This is a genomic window from Gemella sp. 20925_1_85 (assembly GCF_041433735.1).
Lineage (GTDB): Bacteria > Bacillota > Bacilli > Staphylococcales > Gemellaceae > Gemella.
The window spans coordinates 1-22,335 of sequence record NZ_JAPWCC010000015.1 but is presented as its reverse complement, the minus strand read 5'-3'; the positions used below and the strand labels follow the sequence as shown (position 1 = coordinate 22,335).

22 protein-coding genes are annotated in these 22,335 nt (G+C 35.8%); 20 read left to right on the top strand and 2 right to left on the bottom strand.

What is annotated here, in order from left to right; all coding sequences use genetic code 11:
• Window positions 1-41 precede the first annotated feature (41 nt).
• The 6 genes from O3884_RS05785 (at window position 42) to O3884_RS05760 (ending at window position 4,815) form a co-directional block, all read left to right on the top strand.
• Window positions 42-806, top strand: a complete 765-nt coding sequence (locus O3884_RS05785; RefSeq protein WP_003146937.1) for a dihydroorotate dehydrogenase electron transfer subunit — start codon at window positions 42-44, stop codon at window positions 804-806.
• A 9-nt stretch (window positions 807-815) separates the two neighbouring features.
• Window positions 816-1,730: a dihydroorotate dehydrogenase gene (locus O3884_RS05780; RefSeq protein ID WP_371452340.1), complete on the top strand. Its 915-nt coding sequence runs from the start codon at window positions 816-818 to the stop codon at window positions 1,728-1,730.
• A 14-nt stretch (window positions 1,731-1,744) separates the two neighbouring features.
• The gene (pyrF, locus tag O3884_RS05775) at window positions 1,745-2,443 is read left to right on the top strand and encodes an orotidine-5'-phosphate decarboxylase (RefSeq protein WP_371452338.1); all 699 of its coding nucleotides are present in this window, start codon (window positions 1,745-1,747) and stop codon (window positions 2,441-2,443) included.
• A gap of 30 nt (window positions 2,444-2,473) precedes the next feature.
• A complete protein-coding gene (gene pyrE / locus O3884_RS05770) occupies window positions 2,474-3,088 on the top strand; it encodes an orotate phosphoribosyltransferase (protein ID WP_271986697.1) in 615 nt (204 codons plus the stop codon).
• Between the two features lie 156 nt (window positions 3,089-3,244).
• On the top strand, window positions 3,245-3,478 hold the full coding sequence (locus O3884_RS05765; protein WP_003144696.1) for a DUF1858 domain-containing protein: 234 nt from the start codon (window positions 3,245-3,247) through the stop codon (window positions 3,476-3,478).
• On the top strand, window positions 3,478-4,815 hold the full coding sequence (locus tag O3884_RS05760) for a DUF438 domain-containing protein (protein WP_294683598.1): 1,338 nt from the start codon (window positions 3,478-3,480) through the stop codon (window positions 4,813-4,815). The genes O3884_RS05765 and O3884_RS05760 overlap by 1 nt, the downstream gene beginning before the upstream one ends.
• Before the next feature lie 57 nt (window positions 4,816-4,872).
• On the opposite strand, the gene O3884_RS05755 is transcribed toward O3884_RS05760, so the two are convergent.
• Both O3884_RS05755 and O3884_RS05750 read right to left on the bottom strand, forming a co-directional pair.
• Window positions 4,873-6,195, bottom strand: coding sequence for a hypothetical protein (locus O3884_RS05755; RefSeq protein WP_371452335.1), 1,323 nt, complete (start codon window positions 6,193-6,195; stop codon window positions 4,873-4,875).
• Between the two features lie 281 nt (window positions 6,196-6,476).
• Entirely contained in the window at window positions 6,477-7,220 is a 744-nt protein-coding gene (locus O3884_RS05750) for an ABC transporter ATP-binding protein (protein ID WP_294683602.1), read from the bottom strand.
• A gap of 525 nt (window positions 7,221-7,745) precedes the next feature.
• Here O3884_RS05750 and rpsL point away from each other — a divergent pair.
• The 14 genes from rpsL to O3884_RS05675 all read left to right on the top strand — a co-directional run.
• Window positions 7,746-8,165, top strand: a complete 420-nt coding sequence (gene rpsL, locus O3884_RS05745) for a 30S ribosomal protein S12 (RefSeq protein WP_003146927.1) — start codon at window positions 7,746-7,748, stop codon at window positions 8,163-8,165.
• A 49-nt stretch (window positions 8,166-8,214) separates the two neighbouring features.
• A complete protein-coding gene (gene rpsG / locus O3884_RS05740) occupies window positions 8,215-8,685 on the top strand; it encodes a 30S ribosomal protein S7 (protein WP_003144697.1) in 471 nt (156 codons plus the stop codon).
• A 101-nt stretch (window positions 8,686-8,786) separates the two neighbouring features.
• On the top strand, window positions 8,787-10,862 hold the full coding sequence (fusA, locus tag O3884_RS05735) for an elongation factor G (RefSeq protein WP_294683603.1): 2,076 nt from the start codon (window positions 8,787-8,789) through the stop codon (window positions 10,860-10,862).
• A 123-nt stretch (window positions 10,863-10,985) separates the two neighbouring features.
• Window positions 10,986-12,173 carry an elongation factor Tu gene (gene tuf / locus O3884_RS05730; RefSeq protein WP_003144664.1) on the top strand — a complete coding sequence of 396 codons (1,188 nt, stop codon included), beginning with the start codon at window positions 10,986-10,988 and terminating at the stop codon, window positions 12,171-12,173.
• Window positions 12,174-12,735: 562 nt separating this feature from the next.
• Window positions 12,736-13,242 (top strand): hypothetical protein, encoded by a 507-nt coding sequence (locus O3884_RS05725; RefSeq protein ID WP_294683604.1) that lies wholly within the window; start codon window positions 12,736-12,738, stop codon window positions 13,240-13,242.
• A 323-nt stretch (window positions 13,243-13,565) separates the two neighbouring features.
• Window positions 13,566-13,880 (top strand): YdcP family protein, encoded by a 315-nt coding sequence (locus tag O3884_RS05720; RefSeq protein WP_000420682.1) that lies wholly within the window; start codon window positions 13,566-13,568, stop codon window positions 13,878-13,880.
• 18 nt (window positions 13,881-13,898) lie between these two features.
• Window positions 13,899-14,282, top strand: coding sequence for a YdcP family protein (locus O3884_RS05715; RefSeq protein ID WP_001234286.1), 384 nt, complete (start codon window positions 13,899-13,901; stop codon window positions 14,280-14,282).
• Between the two features lie 28 nt (window positions 14,283-14,310).
• Window positions 14,311-15,696 carry an FtsK/SpoIIIE domain-containing protein gene (locus tag O3884_RS05710; RefSeq protein ID WP_000813488.1) on the top strand — a complete coding sequence of 462 codons (1,386 nt, stop codon included), beginning with the start codon at window positions 14,311-14,313 and terminating at the stop codon, window positions 15,694-15,696.
• Window positions 15,697-15,874: 178 nt separating this feature from the next.
• Window positions 15,875-17,080 (top strand): MobT family relaxase, encoded by a 1,206-nt coding sequence (mobT, locus tag O3884_RS05700; protein WP_272158012.1) that lies wholly within the window; start codon window positions 15,875-15,877, stop codon window positions 17,078-17,080.
• A 42-nt stretch (window positions 17,081-17,122) separates the two neighbouring features.
• Window positions 17,123-17,344: a hypothetical protein gene (locus tag O3884_RS05695; RefSeq protein ID WP_001009056.1), complete on the top strand. Its 222-nt coding sequence runs from the start codon at window positions 17,123-17,125 to the stop codon at window positions 17,342-17,344.
• Window positions 17,345-17,460: 116 nt separating this feature from the next.
• Window positions 17,461-17,958 (top strand): antirestriction protein ArdA, encoded by a 498-nt coding sequence (locus O3884_RS05690; RefSeq protein ID WP_000342539.1) that lies wholly within the window; start codon window positions 17,461-17,463, stop codon window positions 17,956-17,958.
• Window positions 17,959-18,046: 88 nt separating this feature from the next.
• A complete protein-coding gene (locus O3884_RS05685) occupies window positions 18,047-18,439 on the top strand; it encodes a conjugal transfer protein (protein WP_000723888.1) in 393 nt (130 codons plus the stop codon).
• Window positions 18,423-20,870, top strand: a complete 2,448-nt coding sequence (gene tcpF, locus O3884_RS05680; protein WP_371452321.1) for a conjugal transfer ATPase TcpF — start codon at window positions 18,423-18,425, stop codon at window positions 20,868-20,870. Before O3884_RS05685 ends, tcpF begins: the two co-directional genes overlap by 17 nt.
• A gap of 2 nt (window positions 20,871-20,872) precedes the next feature.
• On the top strand, window positions 20,873-22,335 hold a 1,463-nt coding region (locus tag O3884_RS05675; protein WP_371452319.1), incomplete at its 3' end, for a CD3337/EF1877 family mobilome membrane protein.

Sequence of the window (22,335 nt, the reverse complement as noted above, 5' to 3'; positions counted from 1 at the left end):
GGGGAAATTTTTTCCCTTCTTCTTACAGAAGGAGCATTTGGATGGATACTTATTTAGCAACAGTAATCAGTAATGAACAAGTAGCAGATAAAATATTTAGAATTGAACTACAAGGAGATGTAGTTAAAGAAATGAATACACCAGGACAATTCGTAAATATTAAAGTAAGTAATAGCTATGAGTTTTTATTAAGAAGACCAATTTCGATTTGTGAAATTAATAAAGAAAAAAATACATTTGTGATGGTCTACAGAGCAGATGGAGCAGGTACTAAGAAAATATCTGAATTAGAAGCGGGTAATTTAGTAGACGTATTAGGACCATTAGGAAAAGGATATGATGTTTATACGCTAGAAAAAGGGCAAACTGCATTGCTAGTAGGTGGAGGAATTGGAGTTCCACCGTTATATGAACTGGCAAAGCAATTTAGAAAACAAGGGGTAAACACTGTACATATTTTAGGTTTTAATAATGTGAAAGATGTGTTTTATGAAGAAAAATTTGCAGAGCTTGGCACAACTTATGTTGCTACGGCTGATGGAAGTTATGGAGAAAAAGGTTTTGTTACTGATGTTATAAAAAATTATGAAGTTGACTATGATAAGTATTATAGTTGTGGTCCATTTGCTATGTTAAAAGCACTAACTAAAATGGATGAAGAAAAAATGGGTTATATTTCTTTAGAAGAGAGAATGGCCTGTGGAGTAGGTGCATGTTATGCATGTGTTTGTGAAAAAATTGATGGTTCAATCTCACGAGTTTGTTACGATGGGCCTGTATATGATTCGAAAGAAATAGCATTATAGGAGGAATTTATGAGCGAAAGATTACGAGTGAAATTACCAGGATTAGATTTGAAAAATCCTGTAATGCCAGCATCAGGATGCTTTGCATTTGGTTTAGAGTATGCTAACTTTTATGATCTAAGTAGACTTGGAGCAATCATGATTAAGGCAGCAACTAAAGAACCACGTTTTGGAAATCCTACACCACGTGTTGCTGAAACTTCTAGTGGAATGTTGAATGCAATAGGTCTACAAAATCCTGGAGTTCACGAAATATTAGAAACTAAATTAAAAGAATTAGAAAAATATGATGTTCCTATTATTGCAAATGTTGCAGGAAGTGAGATAGATGACTATGTTTATGTAGCAGAGCATATAAGCAAAGCACCGAATGTTCATGCATTAGAGTTAAATATATCTTGTCCTAATGTTAAACATGGAGGAATTCAGTTTGGAACAGATCCAGAAACAGCAAAAAACTTAACTAGAAAAGTTAAAGAAGTATCTAGTGTTCCAGTTTATGTGAAATTATCACCTAATGTTACTGATATCGTAGCTATGGCAAAAGCCGTAGAAGAAGGTGGAGCTGATGGTATTACAATGATAAATACATTAGTAGGTGTAAGGTTAGATAAAAAGACAGGAAAACCAATCATAGCCAATGTAACTGGGGGACTTTCTGGACCTGCGGTGAAACCTGTAGCTATAAGAATGGTTTATCAGGTGAGCCAAGCTGTAAACATTCCTATTATAGGAATGGGAGGAATTATGGATGAGTGGGATGTAATCGACTTCATCTCTGCTGGAGCGAGTGCGGTAGCTGTAGGAACAGCGAATTTTACAGATCCATATGCCTGCCCAAAAATTATCGATAAGTTAGAAGCGGCACTTGATGAACTAGGAGTTGATCATATATTAGAACTTCGTGGTCGTGCATATAAATAAAAAGGAGAAATATTATGAGTAAAGATGTAATAATAGCGTTAGACTTTCCAACTTTGGAAGATACATTAAGTTTTTTAGAAAAATTTGGTGAAGAAAAATTATTTGTAAAAGTAGGGATGGAATTATACCTACAAAATGGACCTGTTGTTATTGAAAAAATTAAAGAATTAGGACACAAGATATTCTTAGATCTTAAACTACATGATATTCCAAATACAGTTTATGGTGCGACAAAAGGATTAGCAAAATTCAAAGTTGATATTCTTACTGTACATGCGGCAGGTGGCTATGAAATGTTAAAAGCAGCAAAACGAGGAATGGTTGAAGGTGGTAGTGTAGATACTAATGTAATAGCAATAACACAATTAACATCAACATCAGAAGAAGCGATGAAAGAAGAGCAATTAATTGCTGTATCTCTAGAAGAGAGTGTAATAAATTATGCTAAACTAGCTAAAAGAGCAGGACTTGATGGAGTAGTTTCATCAGTTTGGGAAGCAAGATTAATTAGAGAAAACTGTGGAGATGACTTCTTAAAAGTAACTCCAGGAATAAGATTAGAAACAGATGAAGTGGGAGATCAAAAACGTGTAGCAACTCCAACTGTTGCTAACGAAGAAGGAAGTACACACATCGTGGTTGGGCGTTCTATTACTAAATCAGAAAATCCACTTGAAGATTATAACTTAATTAAAAGTCAATTTGTAAAATAAAAATATACAGATAAGATAAAGGAGAAGAACATGGCATTAGAAAGAAAAATTGCAAAACACTTATTAGATATTGAAGCAGTGGCATTAAGACCAAATGATTATTTCACTTGGACATCTGGAATTAAATCACCGATTTACTGTGATAATAGAATTACAATGTCATATCCTGCGATTCGTCGTGAAATAGCAGCTGGTATGAGTGAAGTAATTAAAGCTAAATTCCCAGAAGTAGAAGTAGTAGCTGGTACTGCAACAGCAGGTATTCCTCATGCTGCATGGGTAAGTGAAGTATTAGATTTGCCTATGATTTACGTTAGGGACTCAGCTAAAAAACATGGGAAAACAAATCAAATCGAAGGTAGATTACTAGAAGGACAAAAAGTTGTTATTATTGAAGATTTAATCTCAACTGGATTATCTTCATTAAAAGTAGCTAAAGCTTTAGAAGAAGCTGGGGCAGTAGTCTTAGGAGTAGTAGCAATATTTAGTTATGAACTTAAGAAAGCACAAGATGCTTTTGCAGCGGATAAAGTAGAGTACCACACTTTAACTAACTACAACTACTTAATTGAAGAAGCTGTAGCGAGTGATTATATCAAACAAGAAGATGTAGAAAAACTTCTTGAGTGGAGAAATAATTTATAGGAAATTTCTCGATAAAATTTATTTTAAAACTAAAGGTGTAACATAGATAGAGATGTCTAAGTTGCACCTTTTTATTTTATATTTTAATTTGATAGCGATTATCAATGGCTTATGATATAATTATATTAATAATATAAGGTAGTGAGGTAATGAGAAATGGATAATATTATTGATGTGAGTATACCAGTTGCACAAGTTGTTGATAAGCATCCAGAAGTGTTGGATATTTTAGTAGATTTAGGATTTAAACCTTTGGCTAATCCGATTATGAGAAATACTGTAGGTAGAAAGACTTCACTTAGAATGGGCTCGAAGCTAGCAGGAATTAAACTTGAAACAATTATTGCTACATTAGAAGCTAATGGATATGAAGTAGTAGGACTAGACTAATGGCTACAAAGAGAATTGAAGTTTTAAGAGATATATTATTACGACTTCATAAAGGTGAGTCTGCCGAATCTGTTCAAGATGAATTCAATGAACATTTTTCTGGAGTATCTGCTATTGAGATATCTTTAATGGAGCATGAGCTTATGAATTCAAATTCTGGTGTAACTTTTGAAGATGTAATGAAGCTATGTAATGTACATGCTAATTTGTTTAAAGGTGCGATAAAAACTGTAGAAGTTGAAGATAGCGAGCATCCAGGACATCCTGTTCAAGTGTTTAAACAAGAGAATTTAGCCTTAAGAGCCGCGATAATAAGAGTTCGACGAATTTTAGATAATTATGCTAAATTAGATGAAGGTGAAACTAAAGAAGCCGTACTAAAAGGATTGCTTCGTCAGTTGCAATTATTAGGACAATTTGATATTCATTACAAACGTAAAGAAGAATTAATGTTTCCTATAATGGAAAAATATGGTCACGATGCACCACCTAAGGTTATGTGGGGTGTTGATGATGAAATAAGAGATTTGTTCAAACTTGCTAAAGAAGAAGCGGAGAACCTACCTAATGCAGAGATAGAGGTTGTTAAGAAAAAATTTGAGGTTTTTGTTAAAGAATTTGAGGAAATGATCTTTAAAGAAGAGTCGATTCTTCTGATGATATTATTAGAAACATTTACTCAAGATGATTGGTTGAGTATCGCTAAAGACAGTGATGCTTATGGTTATGCAATAATTCGACCTCAAGAAGAGTGGACACCTCACAGAGAAGATTTTAAAACTAAAATTACTATTGATGACAGTGAGGTAATGGAAGTAAAAGAAGGGGAATTAACGAAAGTAATACAAACACCCGAAGGAGAGTTTACTATTACCTATAAACCAAAAGAAGTTAAAGAAGAAACTTTCAATAGAGATACACCTCAGAAAATTGGAAATGGTTATCTATCATTAAATCAAATTGATTTGATATTAAATCATCTGCCAATGGAAATTACCTTTGTGAATAAAGAGGAAATTTTCCAATATTATAATAACCATTGTTCAGAGGAAGAGATGATTTTTAAGCGCACACCAGGGCAAATAGGTAGAAATGTAGAATTATGTCATCCACCTAAGTACCTAGAGAAAGTTAAAACTATAATGAAAAACTTACGAGATAGAAAAAAAGATAAGTACGAAATGTGGTTTAAATCAGAATCAAGAGGAAAGTTTGTTCATGTCACTTATGCTGGGGTTTATGACGAAAACGGTCAATTTCATGGAGTATTAGAATATGTTCAGGATATAGCTCCTTATAGAGAAATAGATAGTGATTATTATAGGGGAATAGAATAAGATAAAGCGGGAGAGACTCAAAAATCGATTTTGTTGAGTCTCTCTCGCTATATTTTTTTATGAATATATTTTATCGAATACATTTTTTCTTAATTTTCTTGTTGCAAGGATCAACAGTACAATTAGTATTAGAGAATATATTATTCCTACTATATTTGCTGATGATGGCAGCATAGCAATTAAGAAGAATGTCGCTACATTAAGTAGTACTAATAATAAAATAGCTCCGAAAGCTAAAATAGTTAATAGGACTTGATTTATCGAACTACGATTAGCTAAATCTGTGATAGTGTTCCAGTTTAGATATAATTTTTTATAGTCGCTTGTATAACTATAGAATGAAAAGACAATACTTGAAATAATATAAGATATTATTGTTACAATTGCTAATAAGATTGGTGTTTTAGTTATAATTAACATCATAATCAGAGCAAATAATCCAAAACCAAGTTGTAAACAAGTGGCGATTGCTAATTTGATTTTTAGGTATTTTTTAAAATTTAATGGAAGAGATTTTAAAAAATAGTAATCTTGTTTTTCTAGTGAAATTGCTATACTTGTAAAATTCATAGGATTAGAATTAATGTACAATGCTAATGTAAATCCTATAGTCATAGCTACTGGGTAGAATATTGGTGGTAGTGTAATACCTCCGTGCTTTCTAATTTCTATAATCGGAATTACAAATATACCAAGTGTAATTATAAGATTAGTAAATACAGTTGTCGAAATTGTACTGTTTAACAATAGTTTTAAATTTCTCTTAATTAGTTTAGAAAATAGTGTAGTTGATGTTCTATTAGTATTTTCTTTAATTTTTACAGTTTTTGAACTAGATGTGTATGTATTATCTGATATTCTATATAAGTCTTTCATATATTTTCTTATTACAAATATATATGTAGTAAAGAAAGAAATAAGTGCTAAGATAATAGCTATTATTAAGTAAGTATAAGTTTTAGAAATATCTAATACGAGTATATTTAAAAATAAATCTCCTGAATAATCTGAATCAAAACTTTTAAAAGTATGAGCAAAATCAAATATGTATCCTGTGAAGAATATCAACGCAATTAATATTGTAGCTGCATTAACTTTCCCTTTATTCTTCTTAAAATTTGGGATATAAGTAATAAATGAAAGTAGTGTCATAATAGAACATATTAAAGTAATCATAAATGCAAAACTATATACTAATACGAAGAAAAATTTTTGAATTGAAAACTCTGCATTTAATCCAATAATCAAGTTTATGACTATTAAAGGAGTAAAATTACTAATAACTTGTGAAAGTAGAGTGAACAATTTACTAAAAAATATTTCAGATCCTGTAACAGGTAAGTGAATAATTGCTAATGTATCATCACTTTCGTAAAACATATTGATAAAATTATTTAAAATCTGAATAAACACTAATAATAAAATAAAGAAAAGTATATTTCGATATCCCGATCCAGAAAAGTTAAAACCACGAGAAAACATTGAAAATACAAATAAAATATTTAAAAAATTGAAAAAATTCATCATTAATATATTTCTAAAAAGCTTATGTCTTATATCGCTTTTTCCACTGAATTTTTTTCTATATTTATTTCTTTGTGGAGGAAAACTATAAAGAAGATTCGTTAAGAATAATTCCTTCATTACATTGAATCTCATGTTTAATCACCACCTAAAACATTAGAATTTGAATTTTTTACTATATTAAGATAAATTCCTTCTAAATTATCTCCCTGAAATTGTTCTTTAAGCTCGTTAAGTGTACCGATAAAAACCAGTTTTCCCTTGCTGAGGATACCTATTCTATCGCATAGATGTTCAGCGACCTCCAAGACATGAGTGGAGAATAGAACACTGTTTCCTTTTGTGGCATGTTCTTTCATTAAGTTTTTCAAGTCAAATGCAGCTTGTGGATCTAATCCAGTCATCGGTTCATCCATAATCCAGAATTTAGGTTCTGATAATAGTGCACCAATTACGAATACTTTTTGTCGCATACCGTGAGAAAAAGAACTAATTTCTTGATGCTCAACTCCTGCCATATTAAATAATTTGCAGTACCTATTAAGAATATCATCTCTTGTTATATTATCGATTTCATATATGCTAGCGACTAGTGACCAATATTCAAAGGCTGATAATGTAAGAAACATATCAGGAGTATCGGGAACATAGCCAATTTGTCTTTTACATTCTAATCTATTATTTTTTAAAAGTAGGTTATTGAAATAAATTTCTCCAGAAGTAGGTTCTAATATACTAACCAAAGATTTGATTGTAGTAGATTTACCTGCACCGTTATGCCCGATAAGACCAAATATCTCCCCATCATTGATTGTAAAACTTAAATTATCAACAGCGCACTTTGTATCAAATTTCACTGTAAGATTTTTAATTTCTATCATAACTATCCCTCCAATATTATCTATAGTTATATTATACTTGTAATCGTTTTAAACAACAAGGGGGATTATTAAATTATTTCTATAATAATAGTTGATGAGAATATAATAAATTAATAATAGTTGATGAGAATATAATAAATTAATAATAGTTGATGAGAATATAATAAATTGAAAATTTAAAAGCAGTAACAAGGAATACTTGAAAAAGTGACGCAAAATAATATATGAGAAACACCTGGAAGTGTGAATTAAAACTCTATGTATGATACACCTGGAAGTGTTTATTTATATTAGTAAAATGATACACCTGGTTAAGTGTGAAAATAAAATATGATAATAGCAAGTTAAAAAAGATATAAAAAATTTTAAAAAAGTGTTGACAAGAAAAAATAAAAGTGGTATTATTTAGTACGTGAGTGTTACGGCACTCTGTGTAAAGCCACTATGGCTTATAAAAAATTTAAAAACGTGATACACCTGGATAGGTGATTCACGAACTATCGAGGAAAGGAGGAAATCAGGAAAATGCCAACTATTAACCAATTAGTTCGTAAACCTCGTAAATCAAAAGTATCGAAATCAGATTCACCAGCACTTAACAAAGGTTACAACTCTCAAAGAAAGAAAGAAACTAACATTTCTTCACCACAAAAACGTGGAGTTTGTACTCGTGTTGGGACTATGACACCTAAAAAACCTAACTCAGCTTTACGTAAATATGCACGTGTTCGTTTATCAAACCAAATCGAAGTAACAGCATATATCCCAGGTATCGGACACAACCTACAAGAACACAGTGTTGTACTTATTCGTGGAGGACGTGTAAAAGACTTACCAGGGGTACGTTACCACATCATCCGTGGAGCTTTAGATACTGCAGGAGTTAACGACCGTAAACAAGGACGTTCACTATACGGTGCTAAAAAACCAAAAGAGAAAAAATAATATAAGATAAAAATTTGATAAAAAGAATTCGTGAAAGGAGGCAGACACTATGCCACGTAAAGGTCCAGTTGCAAAACGTGACGTTTTGCCAGATCCAATTTATAACTCAAAATTAGTTACAAAATTGATTAACAAATTAATGCTAGATGGGAAACGCGGTACAGCACAAAGAATTTTATATTCAGCGTTTGATTTAATTAAAGAAAAATCAGGACGTGATGCTATGGAAGTTTTCGAAGAAGCATTAAACAACATTATGCCAGTTCTTGAAGTTCGTGCTCGTCGTGTTGGTGGTTCTAACTACCAAGTACCAGTAGAAGTACGTGCTGAAAGAAGAACTACATTAGGTCTACGTTGGTTAGTTAACTATTCTCGTTTAAGAGGAGAAAAAACTATGGAACAACGTTTAGCTAATGAAATTTTAGACGCAGCAAATAACACAGGTTCAGCAGTTAAGAAACGTGAAGATACTCACAAAATGGCTGAAGCTAACAAAGCATTTGCTCACTATCGTTGGTAATTATAGGGTGAATATCAAGCTATTTTATAGCTTGAGTTTTTCACTATAAAAGACAAATTACTCAAAACATTTAAAAATTTATGAAAGGAGAAAATTGACTCATGACTAGAGCATTTTCTTTAAAAGATACTCGTAATATCGGTATCATGGCTCACATCGACGCAGGTAAAACTACTGCAACAGAGCGTATTTTGTTCTACACTGGGAAAATCCACAAAATCGGAGATACTCACGATGGTAACTCACAAATGGACTGGATGGAACAAGAACAAGAACGTGGTATCACTATCACATCTGCTGCAACAACTGCTGAGTGGAAAAACCACCGTATCAACATCATCGATACACCGGGACACGTAGACTTCACAGTTGAGGTAGAACGTTCTCTTCGTGTACTTGATGGATCAGTAGCTGTATTAGATGCGCAATCAGGTGTTGAACCACAAACAGAAACAGTTTGGCGTCAAGCTACAACTTATGGAGTTCCTCGTATCGTATTCGTAAACAAAATGGATAAAACAGGAGCTGACTTCCTATATTCTGTAGGAACAATCCACGACAGATTACAAGCTAACGCACACCCAATTCAACTTCCAATCGGAGCTGAAGATTTATTCGAAGGTGTAATTGACCTTGTTGAAATGAAAGCTATTTACAACGAAGGTAGCGTAGGGGAAAATCTTGTTGTTAAAGAAATCCCAGCTGACTATCAAGATCAAGCTGAAGAATACCGTGAAAAATTAATCGAAGCTGTTGCAGAATTCGATGAAGACTTCATGGAAAAATACTTAGGTGGAGAAGAAATTTCAATTGACGAGCTTAAAGCTGCAATTCGTAAAGCTACTCTATCAGTAGAATTCTTCCCAGTAGTATGTGGATCAGCATTCAAATATAAAGGGGTACAACCAATGCTAGATGCAGTAGTAGAATACCTACCATCTCCATTAGATGTACCTGCTATTAAAGGTGTTAACCCAGATACTGATGAAGAAGTAGAAAGACACTCTTCTGATGAAGAGCCATTCTCAGCATTAGCTTTCAAAGTTATGACTGACCCATTCGTAGGGAAACTTACTTTCTTCCGTGTGTACTCAGGTATCTTATCATCTGGTTCATACGTTAAAAACTCAACTAAAGGTAAACGTGAACGTGTAGGACGTATCCTACAAATGCACGCTAACACTCGTAACGAAATCGCTGAAGTTTACGCTGGTGATATCGCTGCAGCTGTTGGTCTTAAAGATACTACTACAGGGGACACACTTTGTGACGAGAAAAACGAAGTTATTCTTGAATCAATGGAATTCCCAGAACCAGTTATCCAACTTTCAGTTGAACCAAAATCTAAAGCTGACCAAGATAAAATGTCTACAGCTTTACAAAAATTACAAGAAGAAGACCCAACATTCCGTGCTGGAACTGACGAAGAAACTGGACAAGTTATCATCGCAGGTATGGGTGAGCTTCACTTAGACATCATCGTTGACCGTATGCGTCGTGAATTCAAAGTTGAATGTACAGTAGGTGCTCCAATGGTATCTTACCGTGAAACATTCAAACAAGCTGCACAAGTACAAGGTAAATTCACTCGTCAATCTGGTGGACGTGGACAATACGGGGACGTATGGATTGAGTTCACTCCAAATGAGCCAGGTGCAGGATTTGAATTCGAGAATGCTATCGTTGGTGGGGTAGTTCCACGTGAATACATCCCAGCAGTAGAAGCAGGATTAAAAGACTCTATGGCAAATGGGGTATTAGCTGGATACGAATTAATCGACGTTAAAGCTAAATTATTCGATGGATCATACCACGATGTCGATTCATCTGAAATGGCGTTCAAAGTTGCTGCATCATTAGCTCTTAAAGAAGCTGCTAAAAAATGTAACCCAGTAATCTTAGAACCAATCATGAAAGTTGAAGTTGTAATGCCTGAAGAATACTTAGGAGATATCATGGGAGACATCACTTCACGTCGTGGACGTGTTGAAGGTATGGAAGCTCGTGGTAACGCACAAGTAGTAAGTGCTTCAGTACCATTATCTGAAATGTTCGGATATGCAACTTCTCTACGTTCTTCAACTCAAGGACGTGGTACTTACTCAATGGTATTCGACCACTACGAAGAAGTACCTAAATCAATTTCTGAAGAAATTATCAAAAAAAATAAAGGATAATAAAAATTATTCTTTATAGTTGCAATTTTCGTTGTAACATTATAAAATATAGTTATCATAGAATGCTATGTGACTAATTTTAAAAAATTAAAATTTTATTAACTTGAAGGAGACATTTTTAAAATGGCAAAAGAAAAATTTGACCGTAGTAAAACACATGCTAACATTGGAACAATTGGTCACGTTGACCACGGTAAAACTACTTTAACAGCAGCTATCGCTACTGTATTAGCAAAAACTTATGGTGGAGAAGCTAAAGACTACGCTTCAATCGATAACGCACCAGAAGAAAGAGAACGTGGTATTACAATCAACACTTCTCACATCGAGTACGAAACTCCAAACCGTCACTACGCACACGTAGACTGCCCAGGACACGCTGACTATGTTAAAAACATGATCACTGGTGCTGCTCAAATGGACGGAGCTATCTTAGTAATCGCTGCTACAGATGGACCAATGGCTCAAACTCGTGAGCACATCCTATTATCTCGTAACGTTGGAGTACCAAAAATCGTTGTATTCTTAAACAAATGTGATATGGTTGATGACGAAGAGTTATTAGAATTAGTTGAAATGGAAGTTCGTGAACTATTATCTGAATACGGATTCGACGGAGATGAACTACCAGTAATCAAAGGTTCTGCTCTTAAAGCTCTTGAAGGTGATGCTGATGCAGAAAAAGCTATCATCGAATTAATGGAAACAGTTGACGAGTACATCCCAACTCCAGAACGTGATAACGCTAAACCATTCATGATGCCAGTTGAGGACGTATTCTCAATCACAGGTCGTGGTACAGTTGCTACTGGACGTGTTGAACGTGGACAAGTTAAAGTTGGAGACGTAGTAGAAATCGTTGGATTAACTGAAGAACCAGCTTCAACTACTGTAACAGGTGTTGAAATGTTCCGTAAATTATTAGATTACGCTGAAGCAGGAGATAACATCGGTGCATTATTACGTGGTGTTGCTCGTGAAGACATCGAACGTGGACAAGTTTTAGCAGCTCCTAAAACAATCACTCCACACACTCAATTCGTAGCTGACGTGTATGTATTATCTAAAGAAGAAGGTGGACGTCACACTCCATTCTTCACAAACTACCGTCCTCAATTCTACTTCCGTACTACTGACGTAACTGGTGTAGTTACTTTACCAGAAGGTACTGAAATGGTAATGCCTGGGGATAACGTATCAATCAACGTAGAACTTATTTCTCCAATCGCGATCGAAGAAGGAACTCGTTTCTCAATTCGTGAAGGTGGACGTACTGTAGGTTCAGGTGTTGTAACTTCAATCGTTAAATAATAATTGAATTGAAACACATAAAGCAAGGTGAATTTCACCTTGCTTTTTTTATATATTAAATATAGATTTACATAATGTTCATATTTAATTAGAGTTATTTGTTAGTTTCAAAATATTATATGTATTAATATTGTATTTTCACTGTAAAATCATTTTTTTTTGTATTTTTATTAGAAAATACGTACTATTTTTAATAAATCCTTGCAGAAAATCTGTAAGAGGTGTATAATAAGTTTAAAGGTAGTATAGGGGAAATAATATAATAAATTCAAATAATTTATATATTATTAAAATAAAACCTAATTACTCTAGGGATATTGAGTAATAGTAAAAAGTCGAAGTTAAGAAATTAGCTTCGATTTTTTATTAATTATGCTAAATAGAGTTTTTAGAATCAGGTATAGGTATAAGAATAATAGTATTTTGGATATATTATTTATAAAATTGCTATCATATATCATAGGTTATTAATTTCCTATTGTTCTCATAAAGTAAATAGCTTATAATAATATTACAAGTATATAATTTATCATTATAAGTTATTTAGGAAAAGGAGAAGATTGTGAATACTATAATTTATTTATTAGCGTTGATATTAATAGTCTTATTATTTATTTGTAGTTTAATTATTGTAAAATTTTTTAGAAATAAAGCAATTTGTGAATTATCTACCGGGATTAAAAAAGAGGAATTTATTATCAAAAAAAGTGGAAAATACTCTATTTGGATAAAAGATAAGAGGTATTCTTTTACTAACATTAGAGATTTAAGGATAACTGTTGCTAATAAAAATACTTGTGAAAAAAAATGTCTAGAAGAAGTATTTTATAGATCTAAAGGTCTAGGGGTTATTTGGAGAAGAGTAGAATTTTATTGTTTTCAAGCTGATGAAGGGGAGTATATTATTTCATTTGAAAGTGATGAGAGATTTCGAGAGTCTATTTTTAATACTACTATCCAAGTTCGTAAGTATATATCTTTTTATAAGTTTGTGTTAGTTATTTTCGGAGTTCAGTTTCTCTTATTTATAATTAGTATATTACTAATTATTCTACTAAAAATAGCATAAAAATCTAGTTATCCGCATAAAAACTGGACTTATCACACTTTATCAAGGTCAAAACCACTCAATTTACTACTAATTTACTACTTATGAATGAGCTTTGATACGACGATTTATCCTTGAAAAGTGAAGATATAAAGATACTTCCAATAAAATTTGAATATTTAATAGGTAGACACTTCAAAAAATGAGGTGTCTATTTTTTTACCCGATTTTGAAAGGAAGTGAACTTATGAAAACAAAAAATCAAGAATCAAAAGGTCGTTCCCCACTCTTTAAGACCATCAAACATTCATTCAGCCAATAAAAAAGAAAGGATAGGTAAAAATATGGAACTTAAATTTGTGATTCCCAACATGGAAAAAACATTCGGCAATTTAGAATTTGCTGGCGAGGATAAAGTCGTTCAGCGAAGAATCAACGGACGGCTAACTGTCTTATCAAGAAGCTATAATCTCTATTCTGATGTTCAAAGAGCAGATGATATTGTGGTGGTGCTTCCTGCTGAAGCTGGCGAAAAACATTTCGGCTTTGAGGAACGTGTGAAGTTAGTCAATCCACGTATTACCGCAGAGGGCTACAAAATCGGCACTCGTGGTTTTACAAATTACCTTTTACATGCTGACGACATGATAAAAGAATAAAGAAAGAGAGGAAAAATGATGAGATTAGCAAATGGCATTGTATTAGATAAAGACACGACTTTTGGAGAATTGAAATTCTCTGCTCTACGTCGTGAAGTGAGAATCCAAAATGAAGACGGGTCGGTTTCAGATGAAATCAAGGAACGTACCTATGACTTAAAATCCAAAGGACAAGGACGCATGATTCAAGTAAGTATTCCTGCCAGCGTACCTTTGAAAGAGTTTGATTATAACGCACGGGTGGAACTTATCAATCCCATTGCGGACACCGTTGCTACTGCCACCTATCAAGGAGCAGATGTTGACTGGTATATCAAGGCAGACGATATTGTGCTGACAAAGGATTCTAGTTCATTCAAAGCTCAACCACAAGCAAAGAAAGAACCGACACAAGACAAATAGTCGCTAGGTAGAAAGGAGACTTTTTCGCATGAAACAGCGTGGTAAAAGGATTCGCCCATCTGGTAAAGATTTAGTCTTTCATTTTACGATAGCGTCACTCCTGCCTGTTTTCCTGCTGGTTGTCGGACTGTTTCATGTGAAGACAATCCAGCAGATCAACTGGCAGGATTTTAACCTATCACAAGCAGATAAGATTGACATTCCCTATTTAATTATCAGTTTCAGTGTCGCAATTCTTATCTGCTTGCTGGTAGCGTTTGTATTCAAACGGGTTCGCTATGATACGGTTAAACAACTTTACCATCGTCAAAAACTGGCAAAGATGATACTTGAAAACAAGTGGTATGAATCTGAACAGGTCAAAACAGAGGGTTTCTTTAAAGATAGTGCTGGTCGTACAAAGGAAAAGATAACCTACTTCCCTAAAATGTATTATCGACTTAAAAATGGCTTGATACAGATACGGGTGGAAATCACGCTGGGAAAATATCAAGACCAACTCTTACACTTGGAAAAGAAATTAGAGAGTGGCTTGTACTGTGAGCTGACGGATAAAGAGTTAAAGGATTCCTATGTGGAATATACTTTGCTCTATGACACCATAGCCAGTCGTATTTCTATTGATGAAGTAGAAGCTAAAGATGGTAAACTTCGCTTAATGAAAAACGTATGGTGGGAATATGATAAGCTCCCTCATATGTTGATTGCTGGTGGTACAGGTGGCGGTAAAACTTACTTTATACTGACACTGATTGAAGCCTTGCTTCATACAGATTCAAAACTGTATATTCTTGACCCGAAAAATGCTGACCTTGCGGACTTAGGTTCTGTGATGGCAAATGTCTACTATAGAAAAGAAGACTTGCTTTCTTGCATTGAAACATTCTATGAAGAAATGATGAAACGTAGTGAGGAAATGAAGCAGATGAAGAACTATAAGACTGGCAAAAATTATGCTTACTTAGGTCTCCCGGCACACTTCTTAATCTTTGATGAATACGTCGCTTTCATGGAAATGCTGGGAACAAAAGAAAACACCGCAGTTATGAATAAGCTGAAACAGATTGTCATGTTAGGTCGTCAAGCTGGCTTCTTTCTAATACTGGCTTGTCAACGTCCAGACGCAAAATATTTAGGCGACGGAATCCGTGATCAGTTTAATTTCAGAGTGGCTTTAGGTCGTATGTCTGAAATGGGCTATGGCATGATGTTTGGCAGTGACGTACAAAAGGATTTCTTCTTAAAGCGAATCAAAGGTCGTGGCTATGTTGATGTAGGAACAAGTGTCATATCAGAGTTTTATACTCCCCTTGTACCAAAAGGATATGATTTCTTGGAGGAAATTAAAAAGTTATCCAACAGCAGACAGTCCACGCAGGCGACGTGCGAAGCGGAAGTCGCAGGTGTGGACTGATCTTGCTGGCTGGTGTGGCAATAGCCACGCCAGCACTTAACCCCCCGTATCTAACAGGGGGGGTACAAATCGACAGGAAACAGTCAAAAAAACATTAGAAAATCCTTTGGTTACAAGGGATTTACAAAATTTCAGCGTATGTCAAATGGGCTTTAAAAGTTGACATACGCCTTTTTGATTGGAGGAATTTTTACTGAATGAACAAACTTGGTTACAGCATTTAAAAGAAAAACGCTTGGCTTATGGACTATCTCAAAACCGTTTAGCTGTTGCGACTGGTATTACAAGGCAGTATCTAAGCGATATTGAAACAGGAAAAGTCAAGCCATCAGAGGATTTACAGCAGTCCCTTTGGGAAGCTCTGGAACGCTTCAATCCCGACGCTCCCCTTGAAATGCTGTTTGATTATGTAAGGATTCGCTTTCCGACAACAGACGTACAGCAGGTGGTCGAAAACATCTTACAACTGAAACTGTCCTATTTTCTTCATGAGGACTATGGTTTCTATTCTTATTCAGAGCATTATGCTTTAGGCGACATATTCGTCCTTTGCTCCCATGAACTGGACAAAGGAGTTCTGGTGGAATTGAAAGGTCGTGGGTGCAGACAATTTGAAAGCTATCTTCTGGCACAACAAAGAAGCTGGTATGAGTTCTTTATGGACGTTTTGGTGGCTGGCGGTGTGATGAAACGCCTTGACCTTGCCATTAACGATAAGACAGGGATTTTGAATATCCCTGTACTCACTGAAAAGTGCCAACAGGAAGAATGTATCTCCGTCTTCCGCAGTTTTAAAAGCTATCGCAGTGGCGAACTGGTACGCAAAGAGGAAAAGGAATGTATGGGAAACACCCTCTATATCGGTTCATTACAAAGTGAAGTTTATTTCTGTATCTATGAAAAGGACTACGAGCAGTACAAGAAAAATGATATTCCCATTGAAGACGCAGAAGTAAAAAACCGTTTTGAGATTCGATTGAAAAATGAGCGTGCCTATTATGCAGTCCGTGATTTACTCGTCTATGACAATCCAGAGCATACCGCCTTTAAAATTATCAATCGGTATATCCGTTTTGTAGATAAAGACGATTCCAAACCTCGTTCTGATTGGAAACTGAATGAAGAATGGGCTTGGTTTATTGGGAACAATCGTGAACGATTAAAACTAACCACAAAACCAGAGCCTTACTCCTTCCAAAGGACGCTGAACTGGCTATCTCATCAAGTTGCCCCGACCTTAAAGGTTGCGATTAAACTTGATGAAATCAACCAGACGCAGGTTGTAAAAGACATTCTCGACCATGCGAAACTGACAGACCGACACAAGCAGATTTTGAAGCAACAGTCAGTAAAAGAACAGGACGTGATAACAACAAAAAAATAACTCAAATACAAATTCATTGAATATAGAGAGGAGAACATTTTTATGAATTTTGGACAAAACCTTTATAACTGGTTTCTATCAAACGCTCAATCACTGGTGCTTTTAGCAATCGTTGTGATTGGCTTGTATCTTGGCTTCAAGCGTGAGTTTAGCAAACTGATTGGCTTTTTAATTATTGCGATTATTGCGGTTGGCTTAGTCTTCAACGCTGCTGGAGTAAAAGACATTTTACTAGAGCTATTCAATCGCATTATTGGTGCTTAAATAAAACCGTTCTTTTGTGGAATATAAGTGGTTTTCTTATGTTCCGCAAAGGAATGGTACACCAAACGAAGTGCGGTAGGGATTTTTGAATCTCTACAAAGAAAGGACGTGAATATATGGACGATATGCAAGTCTATATTGCGAATTTAGGCAAATACAATGAGGGCGAATTGGTCGGTGCGTGGTTTACCTTTCCCATTGACTTTGAGGAAGTCAAAGAGAAAATCGGCTTGAATGATGAATATGAGGAATACGCCATTCATGACTACGAGTTACCCTTTACGGTTGACGAATACACTTCCATTGGCGAACTCAATCGACTATGGGAAATGGTATCGGAATTACCCGAAGAATTACAATCGGAGCTATCTGCTCTGCTCACTCATTTTTCAAGCATTGAAGAACTAAGCGAACATCAAGAGGATATTATCATTCATTCCGATTGTGATGATATGTATGACGTGGCACGCTACTACATTGAAGAAACGGGTGCTTTAGGCGAAGTACCAGCTAGTCTTCAAAACTATATTGATTATCAAGCCTATGGTCGGGATTTAGACCTTTCAGGAACGTTTATCTCAACCAATCATGGGATTTTTGAAATCGTCTATTAAATCTGTCGGTACATTACTACTGGCAGATTTTCTATTTTACGGGGTGGCTCAATCAGCTACCCCTATTTTTTATGAAAGGATTGATTACATGAAGAAAATACGAAGCTATACCAGTATCTGGTCTGTGGAAAAGGTACTGTATTCTATCAATGATTTTAGACTTCCGTTTCCCATAACCTTTACGCAAATGACATGGTTTGTCGTGTCACTCTTTGCAGTGATGATACTTGGCAACTTGCCCCCTCTTTCCATGATAGAGGGAGCATTTCTCAAATACTTTGGGATTCCTGTGGCTTTCACATGGTTTATGTCTACAAAAACTTTTGATGGTAAAAAGCCTTATGGATTTTTGAAGTCTGTCATTGCTTATGCACTGCGACCAAAGCTGACCTATGCAGGAAAAAAAGTAACGCTTGGCAGAAACCAGCCACAAGAAGCCATTACAGCAGTTAGGAGTGAATTTTATGGCATATCCAATTAAATACATTGAAAACAATCTCGTCTGGAATAAAGACGGGGAATGTTATGCTTACTATGAGCTTGTTCCTTACAATTACTCATTTCTAAGTCCAGAACAGAAAATACAAGTGCATGATTCTTTCAGACAGCTTATCGCACAAAATCGTGATGGCAAAATTCATGCTTTACAAATCAGTACAGAATCCAGCATACGTTCTGCACAAGAGCGTTCCAAAAATGAAGTCACTGGCAAGCTCAAAGCGGTTGCCTATGACAAAATCGACCAACAGACAGACGCTTTAATATCCATGATTGGCGAAAATCAAGTGAACTACCGTTTCTTTATCGGCTTTAAGTTGCTTCTCAACGATCAGGAGTTTTCTATGAAAAGTCTTACCGTTGAAGCAAAAAATGCTTTGTCTGATTTTGTCTATGATGTGAACCATAAGCTGATGGGCGATTTTGTTAGTATGAGTAATGATGAAATCCTGCGTTTTCAGAAGATGGAAAAGCTCTTAGAAAATAAAATCTCTCGTCGTTTCAAAATCCGCAGGTTAGATAAGGACGACTTCGGCTATCTGATTGAACACCTTTACGGACAGACAGGCACTGCCTATGAAGAGTATAAGTACCATCTATCAAAGAAAAAGCTGGATAATGAAACGCTGATTAAATACTATGACTTGATTAAGCCTACTCGCTGTTTGGTGGAAGAAAAACAGCGATATTTGAAAATCCAGCAGGAAGATGAAACCGTCTATGTAGCTTACTTTACCATTAACAGCATTGTCGGAGAACTGGACTTCCCGTCCTCTGAAATCTTCTACTACCAGCAACAGCAATTTACATTCCCGATTGATACGTCAATGAATGTGGAAATTGTAGCGAATCGTAAAGCCCTATCTACTGTCCGCAATAAAAAGAAAGAACTGAAAGACTTGGATAACCACGCTTGGCAAAGTGATAATGAAACCAGCTCCAATGTGGCGGAAGCTCTGGAAAGTGTGAATGAGCTGGAAACCAATTTAGACCAAAGCAAGGAATCTATGTACAAGCTGTCTTATGTGGTAAGGGTATCAGCAAATGATCTTGACGAACTCAAACGTCGTTGTAATGAAGTGAAAGATTTTTATGACGATTTAAGCGTAAAACTGGTACGACCATTTGGGGATATGCTCGGCTTACATGAAGAATTTTTACCTGCCAGCAAGCGTTATATGAATGATTATATTCAATACGTGACCTCTGATTTCCTCGCTGGTTTAGGTTTTGGTGCTACTCAAATGCTGGGGGAAAATGAGGGGATTTATGTTGGCTACAGCTTAGATACTGGACGCAATGTCTATCTGAAACCTGCTCTTGCCAGTCAAGGGGTTAAGGGTTCAGTAACCAATGCGTTAGCGTCGGCTTTTGTTGGTTCGCTGGGTGGTGGTAAATCCTTTGCGAATAACCTTATCGTCTATTATGCGGTGCTTTATGGGGCACAAGCAGTGATTATAGACCCAAAAGCAGAACGTGGCAGATGGAAAGAAACCTTGCCAGAGATTTCCCATGAAATCAATATCGTCACTCTGACTTCTGATGAGAAAAACAAAGGCTTACTTGACCCTTATGTGATTATGAAAAATCCCAAAGATTCTGAATCACTGGCTATTGATATTCTGACATTCCTTACGGGGATTTCCTCTCGTGATGGGGAACGCTTCCCAATCCTTAGAAAAGCCATTCGTGCAGTAACCAATAGTGAAGTACGAGGGTTGATGAAAGTGATTGAGGAATTACGGGTTGAGAATACGCCACTAAGTACCAGTATAGCCGACCATATCGAAAGTTTTACAGACTATGACTTTGCACATTTATTATTCAGTAATGGTTATGTGGAGCAGTCTATCAGCTTAGAAAAACAACTGAACATTATACAGGTTGCGGACTTGGTACTTCCCGACAAGGAAACTTCCTTTGAGGAATATACCACTATGGAGCTTTTATCCGTTGCTATGCTGATTGTCATTAGTACCTTTGCTTTAGACTTTATCCATACAGACCGAAGCATTTTCAAGATTGTAGATTTAGACGAAGCATGGAGCTTTTTACAGGTAGCACAAGGAAAAACACTATCTATGAAGCTGGTTCGGGCTGGTCGTGCTATGAACGCTGGGGTATATTTCGTGACCCAAAATACAGACGACCTCTTAGATGAAAAACTGAAAAATAACCTCGGCTTAAAATTTGCATTTCGTTCCACTGACCTTAACGAGATTAAAAAGACCTTAGCCTTTTTTGGTGTAGACCCAGAGGACGAAAACAATCAGAAGCGATTGCGTGATTTGGAAAACGGGCAATGCCTTATCAGTGATTTATATGGTCGTGTCGGTGTGATACAGTTCCACCCTGTATTTGAAGAACTGCTCCATGCCTTTGATACCAGACCACCTGTGCGAAAAGAGGTGTAAATGTGAAACCATCAATAGTAAACAGAATAAAATCAAACTGGACGCTGAAACGTCTAGGTAAAGTGGCAATGACAGTGGCTTTCACACTTGTGATTGCCATTTTTCTTTTAGCCATGCTGGGAACGGTGGTTCAAGCTGCGGGCTTGGTAGATGATACGGTCAATGTGGCAAATGAATACAGCCGATACCCACTTGAAAACTATCAACTGGATTTTTATGTGGATAATAGCTGGGGCTGGCTTCCGTGGAACTGGTCGGACGGGATTGGAAAACAGGTCATGTATGGACTATATGCCATTACCAATTTTATTTGGACAATCAGTTTGTATGTTTCCAATGCGACAGGTTACTTAGTACAGGAAGCCTATTCCTTAGACTTCATTTCCGCTACAGCAGATTCCATTGGTAAGAATATGCAGACCTTAGCTGGTGTGAGTGCAAACGGATTTTCAACAGAGGGTTTCTATGTTGGATTCCTCTTACTCTTGATTTTGGTTCTTGGGGTTTATGTTGCCTATACGGGACTGATAAAGAGAGAAACCACAAAGGCAATTCATGCCATTATGAATTTTGTGCTGGTGTTTATCCTATCGGCTTCCTTTATTGCCTACGCTCCCGACTACATTAAAAAAATCAATGACTTTTCATCAGACATCAGTAATGCCAGTTTATCACTTGGCACGAAGATTGTCATGCCCCATTCCGATAGTCAAGGCAAGGACAGCGTGGACTTAATCAGAGATAGCCTGTTTTCCATACAGGTTCAGCAACCGTGGCTACTGCTTCAATACAACAGTTCAGACATTGAAAGTATCGGTATTGACCGTGTGGAAAGCCTGCTCTCCACCAGCCCAGATTCCAACAATGGCGAAGACAGAGAAAAAATTGTTGCGGAAGAAATTGAAGACAGAAGCAATACCAATCTAACCATTACAAAGACCATTAACCGTTTAGGTACAGTCTTCTTCCTATTTGTCTTCAATATTGGGATTTCCATATTTGTATTCCTATTAACAGGAATCATGATTTTCTCGCAGGTACTTTTTATCATCTATGCTATGTTTCTGCCTGTGAGCTTTATTTTAAGCATGATTCCATCATTTGATGGTATGTCAAAACGAGCCATAACAAAGCTCTTTAATACCATTTTGACACGAGCTGGAATCACATTGATTATTACGACAGCATTTAGTATTTCAACCATGCTCTATACCTTATCGGCTGGTTATCCGTTCTTTTTGATTGCTTTTCTACAGATTGTGACCTTTGCAGGAATCTACTTCAAGCTGGGCGATTTAATGAGTATGTTTTCTCTACAGAGTAACGATTCTCAAAGTGTGGGAAGTCGTGTGATGAGAAAACCTCGTATGCTTATGCACGCTCACATGCACCGTCTACAGCGGAAACTTGGACGTTCCATGACTACTCTAGGGGCTGGGTCTGCCATTGTTACAGGTAAAAAAGG

Excerpts from the sequence above, each read along its gene's own strand:
- rpsG (WP_003144697.1), top strand. The coding sequence starts at position 8,215 with ATGCCACGTAAAGGTCCAGTTGCAAAACGTGACGTTTTGCCAGATCCA.
- O3884_RS05755 (WP_371452335.1), bottom strand. The coding sequence starts at position 6,195 with ATGTTTTACGAAAGTGATGATACATTAGCAATTATTCACTTACCTGTT.
- O3884_RS05715 (WP_001234286.1), top strand. The coding sequence starts at position 13,899 with ATGAGATTAGCAAATGGCATTGTATTAGATAAAGACACGACTTTTGGA.
- pyrF (WP_371452338.1), top strand. The coding sequence starts at position 1,745 with ATGAGTAAAGATGTAATAATAGCGTTAGACTTTCCAACTTTGGAAGAT.
- rpsL (WP_003146927.1), top strand. The coding sequence starts at position 7,746 with ATGCCAACTATTAACCAATTAGTTCGTAAACCTCGTAAATCAAAAGTA.
- O3884_RS05780 (WP_371452340.1), top strand. The coding sequence starts at position 816 with ATGAGCGAAAGATTACGAGTGAAATTACCAGGATTAGATTTGAAAAAT.
- O3884_RS05785 (WP_003146937.1), top strand. The coding sequence starts at position 42 with ATGGATACTTATTTAGCAACAGTAATCAGTAATGAACAAGTAGCAGAT.
- O3884_RS05685 (WP_000723888.1), top strand. The coding sequence starts at position 18,047 with ATGAAGAAAATACGAAGCTATACCAGTATCTGGTCTGTGGAAAAGGTA.
- fusA (WP_294683603.1), top strand. The coding sequence starts at position 8,787 with ATGACTAGAGCATTTTCTTTAAAAGATACTCGTAATATCGGTATCATG.
- O3884_RS05750 (WP_294683602.1), bottom strand. The coding sequence starts at position 7,220 with ATGATAGAAATTAAAAATCTTACAGTGAAATTTGATACAAAGTGCGCT.
- O3884_RS05710 (WP_000813488.1), top strand. The coding sequence starts at position 14,311 with ATGAAACAGCGTGGTAAAAGGATTCGCCCATCTGGTAAAGATTTAGTC.
- tuf (WP_003144664.1), top strand. The coding sequence starts at position 10,986 with ATGGCAAAAGAAAAATTTGACCGTAGTAAAACACATGCTAACATTGGA.
- O3884_RS05765 (WP_003144696.1), top strand. The coding sequence starts at position 3,245 with ATGGATAATATTATTGATGTGAGTATACCAGTTGCACAAGTTGTTGAT.
- tcpF (WP_371452321.1), top strand. The coding sequence starts at position 18,423 with ATGGCATATCCAATTAAATACATTGAAAACAATCTCGTCTGGAATAAA.
- O3884_RS05720 (WP_000420682.1), top strand. The coding sequence starts at position 13,566 with ATGGAACTTAAATTTGTGATTCCCAACATGGAAAAAACATTCGGCAAT.
- O3884_RS05690 (WP_000342539.1), top strand. The coding sequence starts at position 17,461 with ATGGACGATATGCAAGTCTATATTGCGAATTTAGGCAAATACAATGAG.
- O3884_RS05695 (WP_001009056.1), top strand. The coding sequence starts at position 17,123 with ATGAATTTTGGACAAAACCTTTATAACTGGTTTCTATCAAACGCTCAA.
- pyrE (WP_271986697.1), top strand. The coding sequence starts at position 2,474 with ATGGCATTAGAAAGAAAAATTGCAAAACACTTATTAGATATTGAAGCA.
- O3884_RS05760 (WP_294683598.1), top strand. The coding sequence starts at position 3,478 with ATGGCTACAAAGAGAATTGAAGTTTTAAGAGATATATTATTACGACTT.